The sequence below is a fragment of the Pseudomonas sp. S30 genome, assembly GCF_016518545.1.
Lineage (GTDB): Bacteria > Pseudomonadota > Gammaproteobacteria > Pseudomonadales > Pseudomonadaceae > Aquipseudomonas.
Window position 1 is genome coordinate 72,321 of the sequence record NZ_JACVTO010000005.1, and the last position, 18,500, is coordinate 90,820.

23 protein-coding genes are annotated in these 18,500 nt (G+C 62.3%); all 23 read right to left on the reverse strand.

The window, feature by feature from the left end; genetic code table 11:
- Positions 1-47: 47 nt before the first annotated feature.
- On the reverse strand, positions 48-479 hold the full coding sequence (locus tag IAE34_RS07500; protein WP_233631006.1) for a phage tail assembly chaperone: 432 nt from the start codon (positions 477-479) through the stop codon (positions 48-50).
- A gap of 9 nt (positions 480-488) precedes the next feature.
- Positions 489-2,084, reverse strand: coding sequence for a phage tail protein (locus IAE34_RS24320; RefSeq protein ID WP_233631007.1), 1,596 nt, complete (start codon positions 2,082-2,084; stop codon positions 489-491).
- Positions 2,077-2,685, reverse strand: coding sequence for a phage tail protein I (locus IAE34_RS07510; RefSeq protein ID WP_200138240.1), 609 nt, complete (start codon positions 2,683-2,685; stop codon positions 2,077-2,079). Before IAE34_RS07510 ends, IAE34_RS24320 begins: the two co-directional genes overlap by 8 nt.
- A gap of 3 nt (positions 2,686-2,688) precedes the next feature.
- A complete protein-coding gene (locus tag IAE34_RS07515; protein ID WP_200138241.1) occupies positions 2,689-3,567 on the reverse strand; it encodes a baseplate assembly protein in 879 nt (292 codons plus the stop codon).
- Positions 3,564-3,890 carry a GPW/gp25 family protein gene (locus IAE34_RS07520; RefSeq protein WP_200138242.1) on the reverse strand — a complete coding sequence of 109 codons (327 nt, stop codon included), beginning with the start codon at positions 3,888-3,890 and terminating at the stop codon, positions 3,564-3,566. Before IAE34_RS07520 ends, IAE34_RS07515 begins: the two co-directional genes overlap by 4 nt.
- A 4-nt stretch (positions 3,891-3,894) precedes the next feature.
- The gene (locus tag IAE34_RS07525) at positions 3,895-4,095 is read right to left on the reverse strand and encodes a hypothetical protein (RefSeq protein WP_200138243.1); all 201 of its coding nucleotides are present in this window, start codon (positions 4,093-4,095) and stop codon (positions 3,895-3,897) included.
- Positions 4,096-4,135: 40 nt separating this feature from the next.
- A complete protein-coding gene (locus IAE34_RS07530) occupies positions 4,136-4,696 on the reverse strand; it encodes a phage baseplate assembly protein V (protein ID WP_200138244.1) in 561 nt (186 codons plus the stop codon).
- A complete protein-coding gene (locus tag IAE34_RS07535; RefSeq protein WP_200138245.1) occupies positions 4,693-5,223 on the reverse strand; it encodes a hypothetical protein in 531 nt (176 codons plus the stop codon). The genes IAE34_RS07530 and IAE34_RS07535 overlap by 4 nt, the downstream gene beginning before the upstream one ends.
- On the reverse strand, positions 5,216-5,878 hold the full coding sequence (locus IAE34_RS07540) for a hypothetical protein (protein WP_200138246.1): 663 nt from the start codon (positions 5,876-5,878) through the stop codon (positions 5,216-5,218). The genes IAE34_RS07535 and IAE34_RS07540 overlap by 8 nt, the downstream gene beginning before the upstream one ends.
- On the reverse strand, positions 5,875-6,189 hold the full coding sequence (locus IAE34_RS07545; RefSeq protein ID WP_200138247.1) for a head-tail joining protein: 315 nt from the start codon (positions 6,187-6,189) through the stop codon (positions 5,875-5,877). The genes IAE34_RS07540 and IAE34_RS07545 overlap by 4 nt, the downstream gene beginning before the upstream one ends.
- Before the next feature lies 1 nt (position 6,190).
- Positions 6,191-7,192 (reverse strand): major capsid protein, encoded by a 1,002-nt coding sequence (locus IAE34_RS07550; protein WP_116888594.1) that lies wholly within the window; start codon positions 7,190-7,192, stop codon positions 6,191-6,193.
- A 63-nt stretch (positions 7,193-7,255) separates the two neighbouring features.
- Positions 7,256-7,603, reverse strand: coding sequence for a head decoration protein (locus IAE34_RS07555; protein WP_200138248.1), 348 nt, complete (start codon positions 7,601-7,603; stop codon positions 7,256-7,258).
- Between the two features lie 2 nt (positions 7,604-7,605).
- A complete protein-coding gene (locus IAE34_RS07560; protein WP_200138429.1) occupies positions 7,606-8,760 on the reverse strand; it encodes a head maturation protease, ClpP-related in 1,155 nt (384 codons plus the stop codon).
- A gap of 5 nt (positions 8,761-8,765) precedes the next feature.
- A complete protein-coding gene (locus IAE34_RS07565; protein WP_200138249.1) occupies positions 8,766-10,256 on the reverse strand; it encodes a phage portal protein in 1,491 nt (496 codons plus the stop codon).
- Entirely contained in the window at positions 10,253-10,459 is a 207-nt protein-coding gene (locus tag IAE34_RS07570; RefSeq protein WP_200138250.1) for a phage head-tail joining protein, read from the reverse strand. Before IAE34_RS07570 ends, IAE34_RS07565 begins: the two co-directional genes overlap by 4 nt.
- Positions 10,460-10,461: 2 nt before the next feature.
- A complete protein-coding gene (locus tag IAE34_RS07575; protein WP_200138251.1) occupies positions 10,462-12,504 on the reverse strand; it encodes a phage terminase large subunit family protein in 2,043 nt (680 codons plus the stop codon).
- 4 nt (positions 12,505-12,508) lie between these two features.
- A complete protein-coding gene (locus tag IAE34_RS07580) occupies positions 12,509-13,090 on the reverse strand; it encodes a terminase small subunit (RefSeq protein ID WP_200138252.1) in 582 nt (193 codons plus the stop codon).
- A gap of 160 nt (positions 13,091-13,250) precedes the next feature.
- Positions 13,251-13,598, reverse strand: a complete 348-nt coding sequence (locus tag IAE34_RS07585; protein ID WP_116888600.1) for a phage holin family protein — start codon at positions 13,596-13,598, stop codon at positions 13,251-13,253.
- 221 nt (positions 13,599-13,819) lie between these two features.
- Positions 13,820-14,275 carry a hypothetical protein gene (locus IAE34_RS07590; protein WP_233631008.1) on the reverse strand — a complete coding sequence of 152 codons (456 nt, stop codon included), beginning with the start codon at positions 14,273-14,275 and terminating at the stop codon, positions 13,820-13,822.
- A 331-nt stretch (positions 14,276-14,606) separates the two neighbouring features.
- A complete protein-coding gene (locus IAE34_RS07595) occupies positions 14,607-17,378 on the reverse strand; it encodes a DUF5906 domain-containing protein (protein ID WP_200138253.1) in 2,772 nt (923 codons plus the stop codon).
- Positions 17,375-17,641, reverse strand: a complete 267-nt coding sequence (locus IAE34_RS24500; RefSeq protein ID WP_325100977.1) for a TraR/DksA C4-type zinc finger protein — start codon at positions 17,639-17,641, stop codon at positions 17,375-17,377. Before IAE34_RS24500 ends, IAE34_RS07595 begins: the two co-directional genes overlap by 4 nt.
- Entirely contained in the window at positions 17,571-18,059 is a 489-nt protein-coding gene (locus IAE34_RS07605; protein WP_200138255.1) for a phage regulatory CII family protein, read from the reverse strand. The genes IAE34_RS24500 and IAE34_RS07605 overlap by 71 nt, the downstream gene beginning before the upstream one ends.
- Before the next feature lie 126 nt (positions 18,060-18,185).
- On the reverse strand, positions 18,186-18,410 hold the full coding sequence (locus IAE34_RS07610; RefSeq protein ID WP_200138256.1) for a transcriptional regulator: 225 nt from the start codon (positions 18,408-18,410) through the stop codon (positions 18,186-18,188).
- Positions 18,411-18,500: the final 90 nt, after the last annotated feature.

An 18,500-nucleotide genomic window follows, 5' to 3' on the forward strand; every position in this document is an offset into this window, starting at 1 on the left:
GGCCCAAGTGCTGCAGAAAAGAAAACGCCCCGTCAGTGCGGGGCGTTTCAGGTGTGCTCAGCAAGCCAGGCCGGCGGCTTCGGCCGTTGCGTTGGGTCGGGGAAGTCAGTCGACTGTGGCCAGTCGCGCAGCGCCTGCATGTATGTCAGTAGCTCGGTGAACTGCTCACCCGTCAACGTTGTGTCGGCGCCTATTTCGGTCTGGTCGCGGTGTCGGTCCCGCAAGCTCAGCAACACAGCCAACACTCCATCACGCCAACCACGCTCCAGATTCGCAAGCGCGGCCGGGTCGGCGGGCGGCTCGAACAGTTCGCATGCACCCGCCTTGTTGACCCGCACCAACAACCCCTGCGACATGCCGGTGATGATGGCCCTGCGCCGGTCTTCGTCGACCTCCACCGCATCAGCGGGTATCTGATCTTTGCTGTGAAACCGTGTATCGAAAAAACCCTGTTCAGACGGACTATAAAATGCGGTCATGCCCTACCCTCATCGACCAAACGCGATCCAAGCAATATCGCCCGCAGACGACACGTAGTTGTTTTGCACGCGAACCATCGACCTCGACACGAATCCGGCGCCCGGCGCAAACGCCGACGTCGTGTTCATCGTGGTGAAAAACATGCTGCTGATAACCCACATCTCTTCATTCGGAAACGTGACGTACAGCGGAACGTCACGCGTCGGGCCGATTGAGCTTGCCGAGTTCGTTGCCTGGGGCACGCCCATGGCAATGCCCCACTGCATGATCCAGCCGCCCAGCCAGGTCGGAAGCGCGACATAGCCGTTCTTGCCAAACGCCCAGGACACGCCGGCGCGCAGCTTCCTTGCCGTCACGGCTTTGGAGTTATCGAAACCCTCGTTGACCTCAGCCTGCGTGGCCAGTTGGATGACCCCGGCCACACCTTCCTGCGCGCCTTGCCACCAGGCGCGCAGGCGTGCAGCGAGCGTCTTCGGCGTCACGATAGAGCTGTCATCTGCACCACTGTCGACAGCGTTCTGAGACGCGATGGCCGCGATGCCTGAACGACTGACGGTCGCAGGCAGAACCTTGGCAGCAATGGCTTGAAACACGCGAAGCGCCGTCATTGGCTTGTTTGTATCGGCCCCCGTCTCAGCATCGACCTGGCTGGCCGGGGCAATGCCGTACCCGGCCAAGGTGTTCGGCACTCCGGTCAGCGCAGCGAACGGCACTGCCGACAGACCGGCACCACTACCGGTCAGCGTGCCGGTTACTTCGACAGTCCCGTCGAGCTTCACGCGGATACCTGGCCCGAGATACCAAGGGTCAGTTCCCAGTCCGAGGAACGCGGTTCTGACTACGCCGTCTTCACCGCCCCAGAAACCGAGGCCGGCCTTCACATCCTTCGGGGTGCCAGCGAACAAGCCATAAGCCCAGTAGCCCACCGAACCTGGGGACAGGTAAAGACGGCAAGTGTCAGTCATCTGCACATTGCCGGTAAGCGTGCCTCCTTTAGTCGACAGTGCATCCGTGATGCCATAGCCGGCCAGAGTCGTGGGGTTCTCACCAGCCACAACAATGCCGCGCTGGTTGATCGTGACTTGAGTGTACGTGCCTGGCTTCTTGTCCTGCGGCAGGACTTCAAGAATCATCCTGTCCACGTATTCGCGTGTGGCAAGCACGACTGATGGATCAATTTTCAGTTCGACGCTCGATGAGCTGCTAACGAGCAGATTCATACGCACAACCTGGGTACGGCCCGAGCCTTGATTGAGCAGCGGCTTGAAAGTCGGCGGACAGTTCGCGATAGCGATCATGTCGCCGTCGGCGTCATACAGCGCGATCTCTCTGATCCACTTCCCACCTACCTCGGCGGGAATGACTTGCTCGGCAACGATGATGGCCGGATTCTTGTCGTCGACTTTCAACTGATTGAGCGGCGCACGGCGCCATTCGTTGATCAGCCGCGTCTGTGTTGCGTTGGGCGTAGGCTCAGCCCCATTGCCGTCACCAACGCCCATCTGAGTGATTTTCCACGGGATACCGAGCGCATCCGCGTTTGCCTGCTTCGCCGCTCCCACATTCGTGAGAATGGCGTAGAACTGCGAGTTTTGATCAGCCATGTGAGATTTCCAGAGTGTCTATTGTGTGATCGCGGCCCCCACGGCCCACTGCGCCTGTGACCTGAATGTCGCGCTGCGCGGGCGGATAAACGTCCAGCTCGTCGCCCTGATCAAGCAACAGCGCAACATGAAAACGGCCGCTGGCTTCAAGGCTAATTGCCAGCCCCGTCATGTGCCGACTGACTGGCCGCGCGTCGTCTATCAGCGCGGTCAACTCCAGATAGGTTTCTTCGCTGATGCCCTCATCAGCTATGCCAACCTTGAGCGCGAACGTGCCGGGCACGCCTTGGGGTACCGTCTGCCACCATTCCAGCACCTCGATCAAATACCCAAAGGGCTCGACGACACGCCGCAGCGCCCCGATCGTGCCCTTATGGGCATGCACGGAGAACGACGAGCGGATGACCGAGCGCTTGACCGGTTCCGGCCAACGATCGTCCCAGCGGTCCACCGACCAGGCCCAGGCCAGCAGGTACAGCAGCTCGGACGGGCAGGTGTCCGGGTCATAAAGACGGCGCAGCATGATCGCCGGCTCTTCAGCCCCAGCAGCCTCTACAGAGCGCTCGAGGCGTGTGCGGTTGAGTGGCAGCAGGCTCGTCATCTGTCACCCCCGCTCCACGACAAACGTCGTGCACCACGCCGCCTGCGAACGGGTCGGCCGTATGTCGGTCCAGCCCTTCAGCTCTACGCGGCTCACCCCAGGAATGTGCAACTGCGCATCAATCGCCGAACGGGCCACCTCCACGCCTAGGCGGCGCCTGGGGTTGATCCACGCCGCCAGGCGCGAACGGCACTGAGCAAGCACCCCTTCGCTTTCCGGTCCCGTCCCTGACATGAATAACTTGGCGTTGATCTGATACGGCAGAATCTGAGCGCTCTGGACAATCAACCGATCACCGACGGGACGGACATCGTCCGCACTCAGATAAGCCTCCACCGTGGACAGCAGCTCGGCCGGGGCAGTGCCGTCGTTCTCCAGGGCCAGTACGGTCACTTCGACTACCGCTGGCGATGGGCTCTCGGCTGTCGCATCTGCTACCCGGCCCGAAGCGTTGCGCGCATGCAGGATGTAGCTGTTTCGCGGACCCGCTGTAGTGAGCCCCTCGTACACCAGTTGCACGCGCTCGCGCAGCGCCTCGTCATCCTCGAAAATCGCCGGCACCGGGGGCACCGCTACCAGATCTTCGGCTTGAACCAACAGGCGCTGCAGGCTGACGTTGGCAGCGAGGTGATCCAGATCGCTGCCCTGAGCGTAAGCCAACAACAAGGACTTGGCCGCATCGTTGATCCGCGCTCGTGTCGTCAACTTGCGATACGCGCCGACTTCGAGCAGCTTGGTCACCGGATCGCTTTCAAGCTGTGCCGTCCAGTCTTCGCCCATATGCTCGCGGAACACGTTGACGTCAGCTTGGTACTGCTCTTCAAAATCCAGACTCTCAAGCACCTGCGGCGCGGGCAGCGCCGTCAAATCGATCATGCTCACGCGCTGACCTCCACAATCATGCTGTCGCCCAGGTACACCCCGGCGAGCTCCAAGGTGATCTGTCCGCCCACAACGGCCGTGACGCGTACCCGTTCAAGCTGCAGGCGTGGCTCCCAGCGCCCAAGCGAGCGCGCAACCTCGGCCTGCACGGCGCTCTTCCAGCCGTCGTTCACCGGCAGGTCGACATAGCGACGCAGGTCGCTGCCATACTCCGGGCGCATACGACGGCTGCCGACGGGGGTCGTCAGGATGTCTTCGATGGACTGCCGCAGGTGCGCCACACCCGACAGCGGCAGCCCAGTGCGGCGATCCAATCCGATCATGGTGCTACTCCAGCCGCTCGAAATCGGGGTGCCGCTCAAGGCACGCGATAGCGTCGGTATCGCTCGTTGACACTTCTATGCGTCCCACCGCCACCAGCAGCGGCCGCAGATCCGCCGTGAAGATCTGCCGCGAGGTGAAGCGGGTATCACGAAACGCCGCCACAGCCACGGGCTGATGTGGATCGTCTGATTGTTTGTTCGCCATGGGATCTCCGGGCAAAAAAAGGCCCGCACGAGGCGGGCTGTCAGTGTTTGTGATTCGGTGTGTTCCCGGCTGTGTCGATGATCCGGGCGCCACCGTGTATGTCGCCGGTCACCTGCAAGGTGCCGTTGATGGTCACGTCACCGGTGATCGTGACGGTACCGGCCTTGGCAGTAATGGCATCATCAGTCACCACCACCTCGCTAACGCCTACCTTTACCGTCGCGGTGCCGCTGGGTAGCGTGATGGTGTAGGACTTGGCCTGCCAGTCGTAGACCAGCGAGCCACCATCATCGAAGCGCCAAACCTCGACGTGGTCGCGGTTGTCAGGAGGACCGCCCGCATTGCCATACAGGCCTGGCACGAATGTGCCCTGCGCCGGTTCCCCGCTGGGACTCACCAGCACGCCCTGCTCGCCCAGGCTCGGCGCGCGCCAGTGGCGGGCCTTGCCGGCCGCGACGGCATGCCAGCGCACCCAAGCACTGGTCCAGTCATCGCCATCGGAAACGCGCACCATGGCTGCAGCCAGGTCCACCGCCACAACGCGGCAAGGGATCAGCAGGCCGGCCAGCATCCGGTCGTGTTGCGCTGACACATAGCTCATGTCAGCTCACCTGCAGGTGTGTAATCACCTTCATGGCCAGGGCCGACTTGCGGAGCAAAGCCCCACAGCAGCATGCTGGCCGGTTGATTCGGCCAGGGCCATTCTTCAACGCCCAGGTAAATCACCTGTGTCCACTCGACGACCCATACGGCATAGCCGTCGAGCTCCGGGCGAGTCCAGTCCTGCTCGGCCCTCACGAAGACAGCATTCTCGATGGCAAGGCCCCACGTCTGCATACGCAGCAGCACCGTCAGCTGCGCGCCGGCAAAGGCGGCAACCTTCAGCGCATCTTCGACTTCACTGCCGACGATCACACGCGCCTCGAAGCGGGCCTCAATGCCGGTTTCGCCAGTGCCAGGATCCGGGCCGGGCTCCCAGCCGGCCAGCTCGATGACAACCGCAGGCAAAGCCAGTCGCTGCATCGGATCGGGCATCGCCGCCACCAGGGCCAGCCCTGGGATGGCAGCGCTGATCTGAGCCTCCATCGCCGCGTACAGCTCAGTCAGGGGAATCGGTGAATCATCCATTGCCTGATTTCCTCAGATATTTCTGCAGTTCAAAGTTCAGCTCCTGCTCCAGCACTTCCAGCAGTCGCTCATGCGCCCGACTGGTCCAGGCCTCGAAGTGCGGCCGCACGCCTTCAAGCGAGATCTTGGCCTTGGCCAGCGGAAAGCGGCTGTCGTTCTCGGCGATCCAGCCGGAGCTCACGCCACCCCTGCCCGAGGCTTCGGTATCGGGGTAGTCGCTGGCCTTGAAATGCTTGCTCGCTGTGCGGATCCAGATGTCGGGCTTGTTGCCGTAGACCTTCTTGAGGAAGGCCCCCGCATACCGGCGCCCAGCGACTGACACGCCCGACTGGGTCTGCCGGGCTCTCCCTGCCCGACTGGCCTCGATCGCGTTGATGCCAAACCAGAGCTTGCCCTGCCCGTTGCTGTTGATCGGATAGGCCCGCAAGCGTTGCCGCACTGCAGCGATAGCGATCCGCTGTTCCCGGCCGACCGCGCGAGCAATGTGCGTCTGTAGCCAGCGCAGCGTCTTGTTAAGCGCCCGGCGCTGGGCAGCCGCTGCGGCCTTCGGCACCAGGGCGGCGAAGTCCTTGAAGGCTTCGATCTCACCCGGATCCACATGCAGCGTGATCAGGCCGGAACTCGCAGACTGCTTGGCGTAGCTACCCACGCTCACGGCGACTTTCTCAAGACCAGGGTCACCAGGCCGTCACCACCTGGCTCGATGTTGGTGATGATGTAGCTGCCACCACCGTCCTCAGGCGGCAGATCGATCACCACCGCCTGACGCGCCGCCACCCCTGCGTTATCGCCTACCCGGATCACCAAGTGAGGCTCACGCAGGCCAGTGTTGATGCGGCCAAGCTTGGGTTGTAGCCACGGCGCCGAGAACATGCCGAGCACTTCGCGCCCTTCGATCAGAGCGGGATCGCCCAGCACCTCGAACACCGTCTCATCCACGTCTTCGAGCAGATCCCGGAATCCCATGTCAGCGCTTCGCTTTCAGGCGAATGATGGCCTTCGGTCGGGTGACCAGGTGCAGCGGGTTGGACTGCGCCTCGCCTGCCACGCCCTTCTTGAAGGGCATCATCTCCAGCTGGCTGTAGTACGGCAGGCCCTCGGTGTTGACCGTGTCCATGTAGTCGGCCGGGGCGAAGCGGGTAATGCAAAGCCCTGGCACGCCTTCGGGTACCAGACGCGCGTCGTCGTCCCCCACGAACGCGGTGTTGCCCACCTTGCCCCGGTAGCGCTCCCAGGTAATGCCGCCGAAGTCGAACGCTTCACGGCCATCCGCCCGCAGCGCAGCGGCGTACTGAGTACCCTCGTAGGTTTTCTTGACACTCTGATGTGCGATCAGCATGCGCCAGAAGTTCTTGCCGCACAGCGCTCGCGACCCCGAACTGGCCGTTGCGCCCAGTGCCTCTTCCTGCGCGTCGAGTGCATCCACGCACTTGACCCGCACCTCGGTTTCGGCCTTGTCCAGATCCATCACGATCTCGATCGGCTTGATGCCGAAGCGCTCGTAGATGTTGAGCAGCACCGTCTTGCCATCGGCATCGAGCACGAAGCCGTTGAGGGCGCCCATGCGATGAAACTCATGGGTAGCGTCCAACTGACGCCGGGCCTTGGCCAGGCGCTTGTTCACAACGTCCTGCACCGCCTGCAGCTCGGTCTGCGATCCGAAGGCGCGAATGCCCTGGATCTCGTCGGCCTTGATCGCGAAACGCTCAGGCAGATGCACGGTGTTAAACGGCAGCAGGATCCGCTTGCTGCCGTTGACCACCAGACCCGAGGTACCGCGTTCGCCGGCAGGCACCAGCGCGAGCGTCTCACCGTCTTTCTCGACCTGCACGGTGATGGTGGTAACGCCCTCTTCCTCGAACAGGCCCAGCTCAGCGATACGACCTGGCACAAAGGGCTGCTCGTTGATCGCGGCGGTCAGTGCCGGAACAGTGAATGCGTTGTCTTCAAAAATCTCGATGTCAGCCATGAAGGCCCTCCAGAAACACAAAACCCCGCACAAGGCGGGGCTGGAATGAAAAGAGGTTCGCGGTCAGCGAACGATGATGAATTGCGCAGCGAGGGCCTTCTCGCCGTCCAGATCCAGGCCGGTCAGCAGCGCTTCGGATACCTCGGCCAGGCGCACCACCGCGCGGCCTCGACGGGCAACCTCCGACGACCCGACCGAGGCGAACAGGATGCACTTGGCAGTTTGGCTACCGTCTTCGGCCTTGGGGTCATACGGGGCGAACTGCCCGGAGGCGGTGACCAGGCCGAGAACCTGGCCGGCGATCAGCGCCTCACCAGGCGCGAGATCGATCGCCTCGCGGGAGATCTGCCCTGCCCCCTCGGACAGGAGGAATTCACCGGCATGGACCGGTTCGACGTAGGTGTTGCTCATGCTCAGGCTCCTTTGCCGGGACGTTGCGAGGCCTGCCGACGGGCAGACCAGATGCTGCTGGGATTGGGAAGTTTGGCCTTGACCTTCTCGGGCTCGTCTTCGGCCGGGGGCAGGCTGTTATCGATCTCGAAGCCCTTGCCCGAGCCGACCAGCTTGTCGAACAAGCGGGCACGTACCGCGCTGGGATCCAAGCCAGCCCCCACGTACTCGGCGGTCAGCTCCGGCAGGCGTGCTGCAGCGCACAGGTCGCGTACAGCCTTGGCGCGGGTCAGCGCGGCTTGCACCGTGGCGTTGTCCGCCAGCTTGGTGGAGGCGATCAAGGGCTCGATCAGGTTGCTGATGCCGGCTTTGGTACAGGCCTGCGTGATCTGCAACGCCAGTGCGGCCGCGTCGGGCGCAGATCCTGTGGGTGGATCGACGGGCGGATCCTGCGGCGGCGTGGCTGGCTGCTCGGTCTGGCTGGCTTCAAGCTGGTCGAGCAGCGCTTGCGGGGTCTGCCGGTATCGCGCGAGCGCGGTGCCCTGCCCTAAGCACGCCTGCACTTTCACGCCGTTGCCGACTTCATCGGCCAGACCCAGCGCCAGGGCATCCTGGGCGGTCAGCCAGGTTTCGGCGTCCACCATCCGGCGCAGCTCAGCGTCATCGATGTTCGGCGCCTTCGCCTTGTAAGCCGCGATGATCGCCTCGAAGGCCTGATCGAGCATGTCCGCAACCCGGCGCAGATCCTCGGCATCACCGCCCACCCAGGTGTAGGGGTTGTGAATCATGATCATCGCGTTGGACGCCATGATCACCCGATGCGCGCCGCACACCGCCACACTGCCGGCGCTGGCCGCGAGGGCATCGATTCGTCCAGTACAGCGCTCCCCCAGCCGCGCCAGGGCGTTGTGAATCGCCAGGCCCTCGAACAGATCCCCGCCGATGGTGTTGAAAGCCACCACCACAGCGGACGTGCCATCGTCCACGGCCTTCAGGTCTTGGATGAACTGATTGGCTGTGATGCCCCAGGCACCGATCTCGCCATAGACGTACACCTCGATCACCTTCTCGGCGCCTTCGATGTCGGCAGCGGCCTTGATCGTGTACCACTGCTGGTCCTTTACCGGCTGCGTGGTCTTGGCCTTGTTGAAGATGCGGAACGGCATCAGCGGTTTCAGCGGTTTCATTTGCTCTCCTTCTTGTCGGATTCGTCGGGGTCATCGTCGATGGCCGACAAGCTGCTGTACTTGAGGCCCAGGCCGTGAGCCCTGGCGATGTCGGCGGCGTTCTCTTCGTCCACCGCTTCTGCGTTGGTGCCGGAGCGCAGGCACATCTCACTGCGCGAAGCGAAGCCCGCGCCCACTTCGAGCATGCGCGACTGCACGTCCTGCACGGGGTGGATGTAGGCCCAGCCTTGCGGTACCCAACGGGTGCGCAGGTACTCGCGGCGGCGCTGGGTGTAGTCGGCCAGGTCGAGCGCGCCCGACAACACCGCCATGTCCATCCAGGCCGAGCGCACCGGGCGGCACAACTGGTGGACGTACACTTGGAACTGCAGCTGCTCCAGGCGGCGGCGAAACTCGGTGAGCACCACCCGGATCGCGCGGTCGTTCACGTCGCGCATGTCGCCGGTCATAAGCTCATAGGGAAGACCGGCACCGGCCGCAGCGGCGGTCAGTTGCTGCCGCATGAAGTCGGGATAGTTGTTGCCGCCGTCGGGCGGGTCGGAGAACTCGACCTGCTCGCCGGGCAGCAGCTCCTGCATGGTGCCCGGCTCCAGCGCGACCATCGGCGTGAAACTGTCGCGGTCATAACTGACCGGGGCGCCTGTGAGCATGTCCACCGGAGGCGGTCCCCCGGCATCAGGAGCCGGCTTTCGCACGAAGCCCGCGAACAGGTTGGCCACCTCCTGCCGGAACAGTACCGCGTCGTCGTAGTTGTCCAGACTGCGCAAGCGCTTGAGCACCGGGGCCAGGCGCGGCACGCCGCGCAGTTGCCCAGGCTCCAGCGGCTCGAACACATGCAGCATCTGCTCGGCCGGCACCCGAACCAGTGGGTTGTAACCAGCGTTCTGCGACGACTTGTCACTGGGATGAGTGCGATAGCACCAGTACGCCACGCGGCGCCCGATGCTGTTGAACTCGATCCCCGCGCGGATCACATTGCCGGAGCGGGTGATCTCGAACTTGTCGTGAGGCACGAACTCCGGCGCCAGACACTGGACTTGCAGCGGCACGGCCAAGCCATCTTCCAGCCGACGCGGCCGCAACCGCACGAAGCACTCGCCGGACTGCTCGACGGTGCGAGCGATCAGCGCTTGCTGGCCGTAGAAGTCGGTGAGCTCATCGGCATCCGACTCATCGACCCAGTCCTCCCACAGCACCTGCATGGACTCGCGCAGCACCTTGTCGGTCAAACGCGGCTGCGGGGTGATGCCGGTGCCGATGAGGTTACTCACCCGCTTGTCGATCACGTTGGCTGCATAAGGGTCGTTGCGCACCGCTGCGCGGGACCGTGAGCGCAGGTTGCGCAAGGCGGGCATGATCAAGCTGTTCGGCCCGGTGTCCGGCGCGTCCCAGTTCGATGAACGCCGGCCCTCGGCAGCGCCTTCGTAGCTGGCCTTGATCCGCTCAGGCACCAGAATGCCGGTGCGCGTGGAGACGAACCGACTCACAAGCCCTTCCCTCCATGGTAGAGCCTGACAACGCGTGAGCGCGGCCCAGCGGACCGGACCAGTTCCGAGCGGATCAGATCACGGGCGCGCATCAGCTCGTCCACGGAACGGTACTCCACTGTACGGTCGGTGTAGCGCACGGTCTTTTCGCCGCGCGCGATCGCACGCTCGACCGCGTCGAGGTGGGCTTTGGTGTAGGCCATGGTCAGCGTCTCTTCAGGTAGCCGCTGCTCGAGCTGCGGCGTTGTACAGGTGGAGTTCGTGCTGCAGGTTGCGCAGGTGCTGCAGCCACTGGCCTGCTGGCCACGGGCGACACCGGCGCTGACGGGCGAGTGACGGGCGCCTGATCTACTTCGGGGGCAGGCTCGCGGGCTTCAGGCCGGGCTGGCTGTGGCTCGCCCTGATCGAACAGGCTGGTCTGCGCAAGCTTCTGCCGGAGCTTGTCCCAATCGTGCTCAACGTAGCGGTGCAGGTTCAGGAAGTAGGCCATTGCCAGGTTGTACACCATGAGGTCCAGCGCCTCGTTGCGATCGGCCTTGCCCTTGACCCACTCGATCCGCTTGTAGCCCTTCACATAGCGCGCCACCTTGCGTTCGGCCACGCACTGCTGGAAGAACTCTTCGGGCAGGTCTTTGGCGAAGTGAAGCGCACCAGGCCCCGACTCGAAGCTGTAGCGGTTGTAGATCCAGTCTTTGGCCGTGTCGGTACCGACCATCCAAAGTTCGGCGCCGTGTCGCTCGGTCTGCCCCTTCCACGTAACGTCCACTGGCGAGGGCCGCTGCGCAATCACAGGCCGCCCTGGCTTGCTCGCCCCTTTCAGCGCGAAGATGTTTCGCCAGCGCCGAACACGGGTGAACTGGTAGACCTCATGGGTGTGGTGACCACCCGAGTCGATGCCCGTTGCCAGGATCGCCAGGCTGACGCCACAAGGGTGCAGATAGCGCACCTTGAGGCGTTCATCCAACACCGCCCAGGTGCGCTCATCGGCGGGATCGCCGGGAATCACTTGGTGGTCGACCACCCAGCGCTCCATGCCCACGCCCCAGCCGATGACCATCAGTTCCAGGCGGTTGGCCTGCACATCGACCGAGGCAGTCAGTGCCAGCACGCCCGAGGTGAGCGTGCCCAGCACGTAGTCTTCTTGAAGCGCCCGCGCTTGCAGCACCTCATGCTTGGTCTGCTCGACCGCGCTGTCCCACACCTCGGCCAAGCGGGTGTTGTAGAACACCTGCATCGGCTCAAGATCGCCCCGGTCCTGGGCTTTCCTGGCCTTCTCGTATTGCTTGGCAAGATCCGACCAGGATACCCAGCCCAACGGCGAATACAGCGCGTTGAGGTGGAAGCCCACCGTTTCGCCGTCGCCCTTGCCGTGAGCGCGCCATTCACCCCTGGCGAGCATGTCGCTCTTGTGATGCTCTTCGATCAGAACGTCGCACTCAGGGCCAGCGCACTGGTAGTGCACCGTGGCGAAGTCTGGCGAATAGAGCAGGCGCTCCCAGCGCAGCACCTGCATATGGCCGCAGGTCGGGCACGGCACGTAGTAGTGCCGCTGATCGCTTTGCTGGAACAGGTCGTCGATCCGCGAGGCGCCCTTGATGGTGGGCGAGCTGGAGAAGTAGAACTTGGCGTTACGTCCGAAGGTACTACCACGGGTTTCCGCCAACTCGATCGGGTCGCCCTCTTCGTCGACGTCCACGTCCCAGCGGTCGACCTCATCGCCGTAGACGAAACGCGCAGACAGCTCTGCCAGGTTGGAGGCCGAGCCTGCCGTGGTCGCGTAGAGCGTGCCGCCCTCGAACTCTTTGGTGTCCATTGTGTTCTGCGAGTCACGAGAGCGCTTGGCCGCAACCCTTTGGCTCAGCTCAGGCGTGACCGCGATAGTCTTGGCGATCCGCGCCGACACTCGCTTGGCCAGCGCCAGGCTGGGCAGCAGGGTCAGGATGTTGGACGGCGACATATGGATCAGCGCCCCGATCCAGTTCAGGGCGATCTGCGTTTTCATCAGCTGCGAGGCCACCTTGGTGATCACCCGCTTGCAGGGGTGGGCAGGTGACAGGCAGCGCATGGGTTCACGGGCATACGGCGTACGGTCGGTGCGGTACTTGCCAGGCTCGGCAGCGCCGGTATCACGCGGAATCCGCATGTACTCGTCCGCCCATTCGTCGACCCACAGCTCCGGGTCGGGCATCAGCCCTCGGCAATATTCATCCCGATACACCTTGGCTCCGTCAGCGTATCCGGTAGGCATAGGCTCAGCTCGGCTTCATGGCTCTTTCGAGATCGTCATCGTTCATCTTCGCGGCATCGGTGAAGACGCGGCGGAAGGTGTCAGTGAGGTGTTTTTCGACGTCCCACGGATCGGTCATGCCCGCCAGTTCGGCGGCAAGCTGGGGAGCGAGCCCGAACATCTGGTCGCGCAGGCCTCGCGCCGCTGTAAAAGCGGCATCCTCCACTCGTTGGCGCTCGACCAGTTGGCCTTGAACCTTGCGGAAATCAGCTTCAGCGAGCTGCGCCAGGTAGTACTCCCGGTGCGCGCGCGCAGCCTGAAAGTCGCGCCCTTTGCCAGGCGCCTGCACCACTGCCTGCACCGCAGGTGTATCGGCGGACGGTTGCAGATGGCTGCGAACATCCCGCTCGACCCGATTTTCGGAATGCCGGGCCGCGACGGCTGCCTTACTCGGATCGGCTGACTCGGCCAACAGGGCCTCGGTGGCTTCCACGTCGACCTTGCCGTCGTCCGAAAGGACCAGACGGTCCTGGGAGGCGAGCTTGGAGACATAGGATTTCGACCATCCACGCCGCGCGGCGAACTCCGATTTGGTCAGATAAGTCATGCCAGAACGTCCAGTTTACTTTGTGAATTCAAGGGGTTAACCAGTTAACCGCAGTTCACTAAGCTGGTGAACTTGCCGCTAACGAAGAACCGCGGGTTTCCCGTCCCGTATCCCGGCCATCCCGGCAGGGTCCCCGGCCCCTCGGCGGGGGCCGGCCGGGTCACTGGGCTGCCCCGCCGCTGCCGGGGGGTGCCGCCTCGACGCCCAACCGCTTCGCCGCCCATCGCTCGTACAGGCCGATGGCGACGTCAGCCCCCGCCGTGGCCGTGAGGCAGCCAAACGCTGCCGCAGCCCAAATCGAAGCGCCCATCGAGTACAACAGCATGATTGTTGCCATCCCGCACACTACACACGCGCCAGAGCGTAACGCGATGCGCCGCACCAACCCCCAGCCGCGTGCACCCGCCCGGTCTGCCCGCCACATCTCGCCCGATACACCACCGACCAGGGACAGTACGATCACCATCCAGATCGGCATCTCTACTAACGCTTGTTGTTCGTTCGTCATTCGGGGCTCCTTGACCAAAGCAGTTCGCCTGTCTTGACCCTCAGCTGAATATCCATCACGCCTCCAGACGCCGGAAATAGAAAACCCCGCCAATTGGCAGGGTTCTCGGGGTGCAGTTCGGTAATTGGGACGCGCCTAAGCGCAGCTGTCATATCGTGGGGACTTTTTACCGGTGAACTGCAAAACCGAAAAGAGGCAATTTTCGGTACGCAGTCTCGGCGCTACTTCGGCGCAGATTCGGAGCGTGCTCGGCGCATTCCAACCCGACGAACGGTATTAGCTCGGTTAGGCCCAACCCGGCTAACCAAGATTCTTGCCACCTGCAGATGCAAAGCGGCAACCCAGTTCCAGTAGGTTCTCTCAGCATGTTCCTCAAGTCCCACCTCCCTCATTTGCTCACGAATCGCGGCTTCATGAACGTAACGAAACAGGGCAAGCCTTGCTAACACGCGGCCCCGAGCATCACGCCGATCAAGCTCGGCCACTGCCGCCTCAATCTCTGCCGCCGCGTGATCCATCCCAGCTCCTGCGATCAGGATTCGCGAGCCCGATGCGCCGGTGCGAGGGGCAAGCCCTTTCCATTCCATGATGCTGCCCATCTGGCTACCCAAGCCGGACGGCCCCTGGCGCCGCTGCTCAGCCCAGTGCCGCATCAGAGAGTCAATGTCTTTCATCATCTCCAGCACGCTCCGATGGCAACCCAACACACAATCAGCCAACCCAACACAAACCCTACACAGATGGAGCCTGTTAAAATCAGTGCTTTAGAGCACCCTGTGTAAAGTGTGTAAGGTTGGTAAGGTTTTTTGGGCCTCGCGTGAGAAAAAAAAGCAGCCATAGCGGTGGGAGGGGTGTGAAAAATTTTCGTATGCGCACGCGCGTGCGCGCGAACCTTACACACCTTACACAGGTATCCCGCAGCCCTTGAAATTCGTGGCTTAGCGCTGTGTAAGGTTGGCCATTCGGCCCTACACAGCCCCAACACACCCGACACACTTCTGGTTGTAGTCATGCAGCAGCCCCCTTGACGTGGTCCCAGCCATCGACGTTCCACCCCGCAAGTTTTGCCTTGGCGCGCCAGGCCACGACATGCGCCCCCAGCTCGGCACTCTTCAAGGATGGTGGCAGGAAGGCCTGATCATCTTTCGGAAAGAACCAGGCGCTGAATCGCCTGTTGTTCCCCTCCGTCCAGGGAATAGCCCTCGTCTTCTCAACCCCGACCGTCTCGATGAACAAGCTGAACTTCGTCTGGCTCATCGAGTGCTCCTTGAATCGCTGGCACCACTCCAGAAACAATGAGTACAGATCGGACGAGAGGCAGGCCCCCCACAGGCCATTGCCGAGCTGAGATGTACGCCACAGATGCACAAAGGTCTGCCAACTCGCCCTGCTCAATGCAACGAGCCGTTCGCGGGCTGGCGTGCTCGGAGGTTTGGTCTGTGGATCGAAGTCGCCCAGGTCCTGGGCGAGCAACCATCCGTACAAGGCCTCTACGCCACCGTTGAGCAGCTCTTGCTTGATGGCTAGCTGTCTGTCAGGCGGGAGCTTTTCTTCGGGCCACATGACCAGAAAGCGCCGGTCAGCCTCGCCGATCGGCCAGGGCATGATCTCGTTCGACAAGAACACCGCATTCATATGGCTGGACTCCTCCCAGCCATTCACGAACTTACTTTCGATCCGGATCGTCTGGCCGGTGATCAGCTGCTTGATCTTGCCCACTTGGTTGTAACGCTGGTCACGGCTCACGACCTCTTCAAAAACCGCCCATAACTTGCCACTTTGCCAAGCGTTGAAATTCCCCTCCAACTGCGTCTGGCCTACCGTCGCCGAGTAAATGCCGTACAGCTTCCCCATCACGACGGAGAACAGCAGGCTCTTACCCGAACCTTCCATGGTGGAATGCATGAGCACTGCGGTATCCATTTTGGCCCCGGAGTGTTGGAGCGGATAGGCAAGCCAGCAGGTCAGCCAACGCGCCGCCACCTCGTCCCCATTGCATAGAAAATTGATGAGCCACCTCAGGTTTTCGCAGGCTCCGTCATTGCGGACCGGTTCCAGCGGCAGTCCTTCGAAGGTATTGATGTACACCTGAGGGTCGTGCTTCATGCAGGGATCGAAGACGATGTGATTCATGTCCACCACACGTCGGTCCGGGTTGTTCAGCCACAGGCTGTAGGCATCGCCCAAGGCCATCTTGACGGCACCCTCGGCGACACGTCGTTTCTTCGCGTAATCCCACACGTCCTTGGTCCCGTCGATGTATACATAGCGCGTCATCATCGGCATGGAGAAGTCCCCGAGCGCCTTGCCGGCCAGAGCCTGGGTACGCTCGTTGTCCTTCACCCACTCCTCGCTGACGCGCTTCTTACGAGTTGGATCCGTGACCGACTCCCAGTCCTTGAACGCTTCCTTGCCAATGTGGGCAACGAACCCGGCCTTCTTGATCTTCTTGGCAGCATCGATATCCCATACCTGAGTAGTGCCCTCAATCAAGGCATAGCGCCGTAGAAGCGCCTTTAGATTGAATCCACCCCCGCCCCCCTCGTCGTCGGAGGAGCCGGCCGGGCTGCCCGGTGGTCCCTCAGATGCCACGCCCGTCACCACCACCGCGACGGGTGCAAGGAGTGGATCTTGGGCGGCCTGCTCGCTGGCAGATGGGGCGTGGGGAAGCTCGCCAACTGGAGGTGGTGCTGGCGGGCGTGACCTCGGACTGAGGCCGAGGATCTCGGCGGCAGCTTTGGTTGCTGCCCGCTGATCACCACCATGGGCCAGGATGCAGAACACGTCGAACGCGTCGTTCTTGTGACCATTGGCCAGTGGATCAGAACTGTGGTGGGAATACAGTTTTCCTTCACTGATCGACACGCCCGCCATGCCGGTGCTGCTCTGCGGGCACAGCCATTTGTCACCGCGCCGCTCATAGCCATGGGCCTCGATCAGCGATGCGATGTCATGAGCCTGGTTGAACAGCGGGATCACTTCGGGCAGATCACGTCCGGCACGAGCCAGAGCAGGCCTCGACTTGGCTGGAGCAGGACGAGGCGCCGGCTTGGGTTTGGGTAGCCATGGGCAGATACTCTCGGCCTTAGGCTTGAAGTTGTCCCAGTCCTGCCAGATAGCCAGCAATTTCGCCGGCAGCTCCGGCAAGCCCTTCGGATCAGGAGCGGTACGCCATGTGTACGGACGACCAGTGCCAGGATGAATCGAAGGCGGCAGTACGTCTTGCACCAGGCCCGCCCGCAGTTCGAACACTGGGATTTTTTTGAAAGGCTCAGCAGCCAACTTCAGGGCATTGACTCGATCAACGTCTCCAGCATCACGCGCGGACTTGACCTGAACCATCAGCGCTTTGTGAATCGACCCGTCCGGGTCTGCCTGGCTTGGCCAAGTCAACGGATGCCAGGACAGATCAACACCGTCTGGCACCTTGAACATGATTCGGAAGCGCGCGGGATTACCCACCGACGTCGGATAAGCGTCAGCTAGGGAGTCGAGGTCCATACCCAGCAGCTCCTGCAGGATCTGCCGCGTGCATGGCACATCATCAACATCCAGCGAGCAGACACGGCTAGGCCCGAGCACTACTCCCAGGTTGTGGCTCGGATGCCTGCTCCAGAAGTCCGCTGCATCATCCGCAGCGATGAAGTAGCCACCCGGCTGATTCCAGCCATTACCTTTGGGCCCCTTTTCGCCTGGGTCGATCGGGACCAGCGCTAGATCGAAGGTTTCAATGTAACGCCGCGCCCAATCAGCTGTTGTAGAAGTTGGGCGTCCCCTCACCGGCGCCGCTCCCGTAGTTCCTGGCAACTCACACAGGTTTGGCAACCAGTCACCAGCTGTTGACGCGCAGGTGGGATCGCCTCTCCACAGTCTTCGCAGTGTTCAGCGCTCGGTTGTTCCGGGAGCCGAGCGAACCGTAGGAGCGACAGCTGCAGAAAATACTCGACGTGGTCATTGGCGAAGTCGACTGCATCAGCCATGGCATTGATCCTCCATGGCCTGGCGGGCACCTGCGATGATCGCGAGCACCTGCCTGATGACATCTATCCCGCGCGCCTCCAAAGTCTGGACCTCATGCGGCTCCCAAACATTGTCCGCTGCGCCCTCATGCATGCTGCGCACGAACTGCGCGGACTCCTCCAGCAGATGGGCGACCGCCTTGAGCTGCTGATTGGTGGCAGGTACGGGCTCCGGGCGATACCAGACAACCCCCGCTGCCCTGCCCAACGCATCGAGCACGCGCTTGTCGCAGGTCCACTGCAATACCTCCTCAAGCTCATCAGGGTTGAGCCAGCGCCGTTCTTCGTCGTGCTTGAGCTTCTTCTGCAGAGCATCCAAGTCCATCCCCATGTCGAACGCCAGGGACGTGATGCCACCTCTGTACTCGCGGCCAGCGCGCCAGAGCGCGTGGCGCAATGAAAGAGCCGGACCTGTGTCCGGCGAGTTGTCGATGCGACTCATAACCGTTAATTCCTCTTTAACGGTGTAGCCATCGGCTAGGGCAACCCCTATCCTACGACCACGACCGTACTGAGCTGTGCGCCGTCGTAGCTGGCCTGGGAAGGTGAGAGCTCCCAGGTCAGCACCCTATGCTGTTTTTTGTCGAAGGTAGGCCCAGTCGATGTCGGGCCGTTGTGATTCACAAGCGATAATTCCCCCTGTTTCTCGGTCGAGACTCACGGCCAAACCCGCGCTGGCTCTACGATTGCCGTAAGCCACCTGCCGCAGTTGACCTATCGATGTCCCGCAACGATTTGCGAAAGCTTCGAGCCGTTCCTTGTCCATCGTCTTCAGATACTCGCTAAGCGTCATAGATACCTCCATGAGCGGCGAGATTAGCAATTGCTAATTATCATGGCAATAGCGTTGTGCAATTTACTGTCTGCTAACTGGAAGCAATCA

Bases quoted from the DNA above. Each gene is read 5' to 3' on its own strand.
- IAE34_RS07535 (WP_200138245.1), bottom strand. From the start codon at position 5,223: ATGGATGATTCACCGATTCCCCTGACTGAGCTGTACGCGGCGATGGAG.
- IAE34_RS07580 (WP_200138252.1), bottom strand. From the start codon at position 13,090: ATGACTTATCTGACCAAATCGGAGTTCGCCGCGCGGCGTGGATGGTCG.
- IAE34_RS07575 (WP_200138251.1), bottom strand. From the start codon at position 12,504: ATGCCTACCGGATACGCTGACGGAGCCAAGGTGTATCGGGATGAATAT.
- IAE34_RS24500 (WP_325100977.1), bottom strand. From the start codon at position 17,641: ATGTCATCAGGCAGGTGCTCGCGATCATCGCAGGTGCCCGCCAGGCCA.
- IAE34_RS07500 (WP_233631006.1), bottom strand. From the start codon at position 479: ATGACCGCATTTTATAGTCCGTCTGAACAGGGTTTTTTCGATACACGG.
- IAE34_RS07555 (WP_200138248.1), bottom strand. From the start codon at position 7,603: ATGAGCAACACCTACGTCGAACCGGTCCATGCCGGTGAATTCCTCCTG.
- IAE34_RS07510 (WP_200138240.1), bottom strand. From the start codon at position 2,685: ATGACGAGCCTGCTGCCACTCAACCGCACACGCCTCGAGCGCTCTGTA.
- IAE34_RS07590 (WP_233631008.1), bottom strand. From the start codon at position 14,275: ATGATGAAAGACATTGACTCTCTGATGCGGCACTGGGCTGAGCAGCGG.
- IAE34_RS07570 (WP_200138250.1), bottom strand. From the start codon at position 10,459: ATGGCCTACACCAAAGCCCACCTCGACGCGGTCGAGCGTGCGATCGCG.
- IAE34_RS07525 (WP_200138243.1), bottom strand. From the start codon at position 4,095: ATGGCGAACAAACAATCAGACGATCCACATCAGCCCGTGGCTGTGGCG.
- IAE34_RS07520 (WP_200138242.1), bottom strand. From the start codon at position 3,890: ATGATCGGATTGGATCGCCGCACTGGGCTGCCGCTGTCGGGTGTGGCG.
- IAE34_RS07545 (WP_200138247.1), bottom strand. From the start codon at position 6,189: ATGGGATTCCGGGATCTGCTCGAAGACGTGGATGAGACGGTGTTCGAG.
- IAE34_RS07605 (WP_200138255.1), bottom strand. From the start codon at position 18,059: ATGAGTCGCATCGACAACTCGCCGGACACAGGTCCGGCTCTTTCATTG.
- IAE34_RS07585 (WP_116888600.1), bottom strand. From the start codon at position 13,598: ATGACGAACGAACAACAAGCGTTAGTAGAGATGCCGATCTGGATGGTG.
- IAE34_RS07550 (WP_116888594.1), bottom strand. From the start codon at position 7,192: ATGGCTGACATCGAGATTTTTGAAGACAACGCATTCACTGTTCCGGCA.
- IAE34_RS07530 (WP_200138244.1), bottom strand. From the start codon at position 4,696: ATGAGCTATGTGTCAGCGCAACACGACCGGATGCTGGCCGGCCTGCTG.
- IAE34_RS07610 (WP_200138256.1), bottom strand. From the start codon at position 18,410: ATGACGCTTAGCGAGTATCTGAAGACGATGGACAAGGAACGGCTCGAA.
- IAE34_RS24320 (WP_233631007.1), bottom strand. From the start codon at position 2,084: ATGGCTGATCAAAACTCGCAGTTCTACGCCATTCTCACGAATGTGGGA.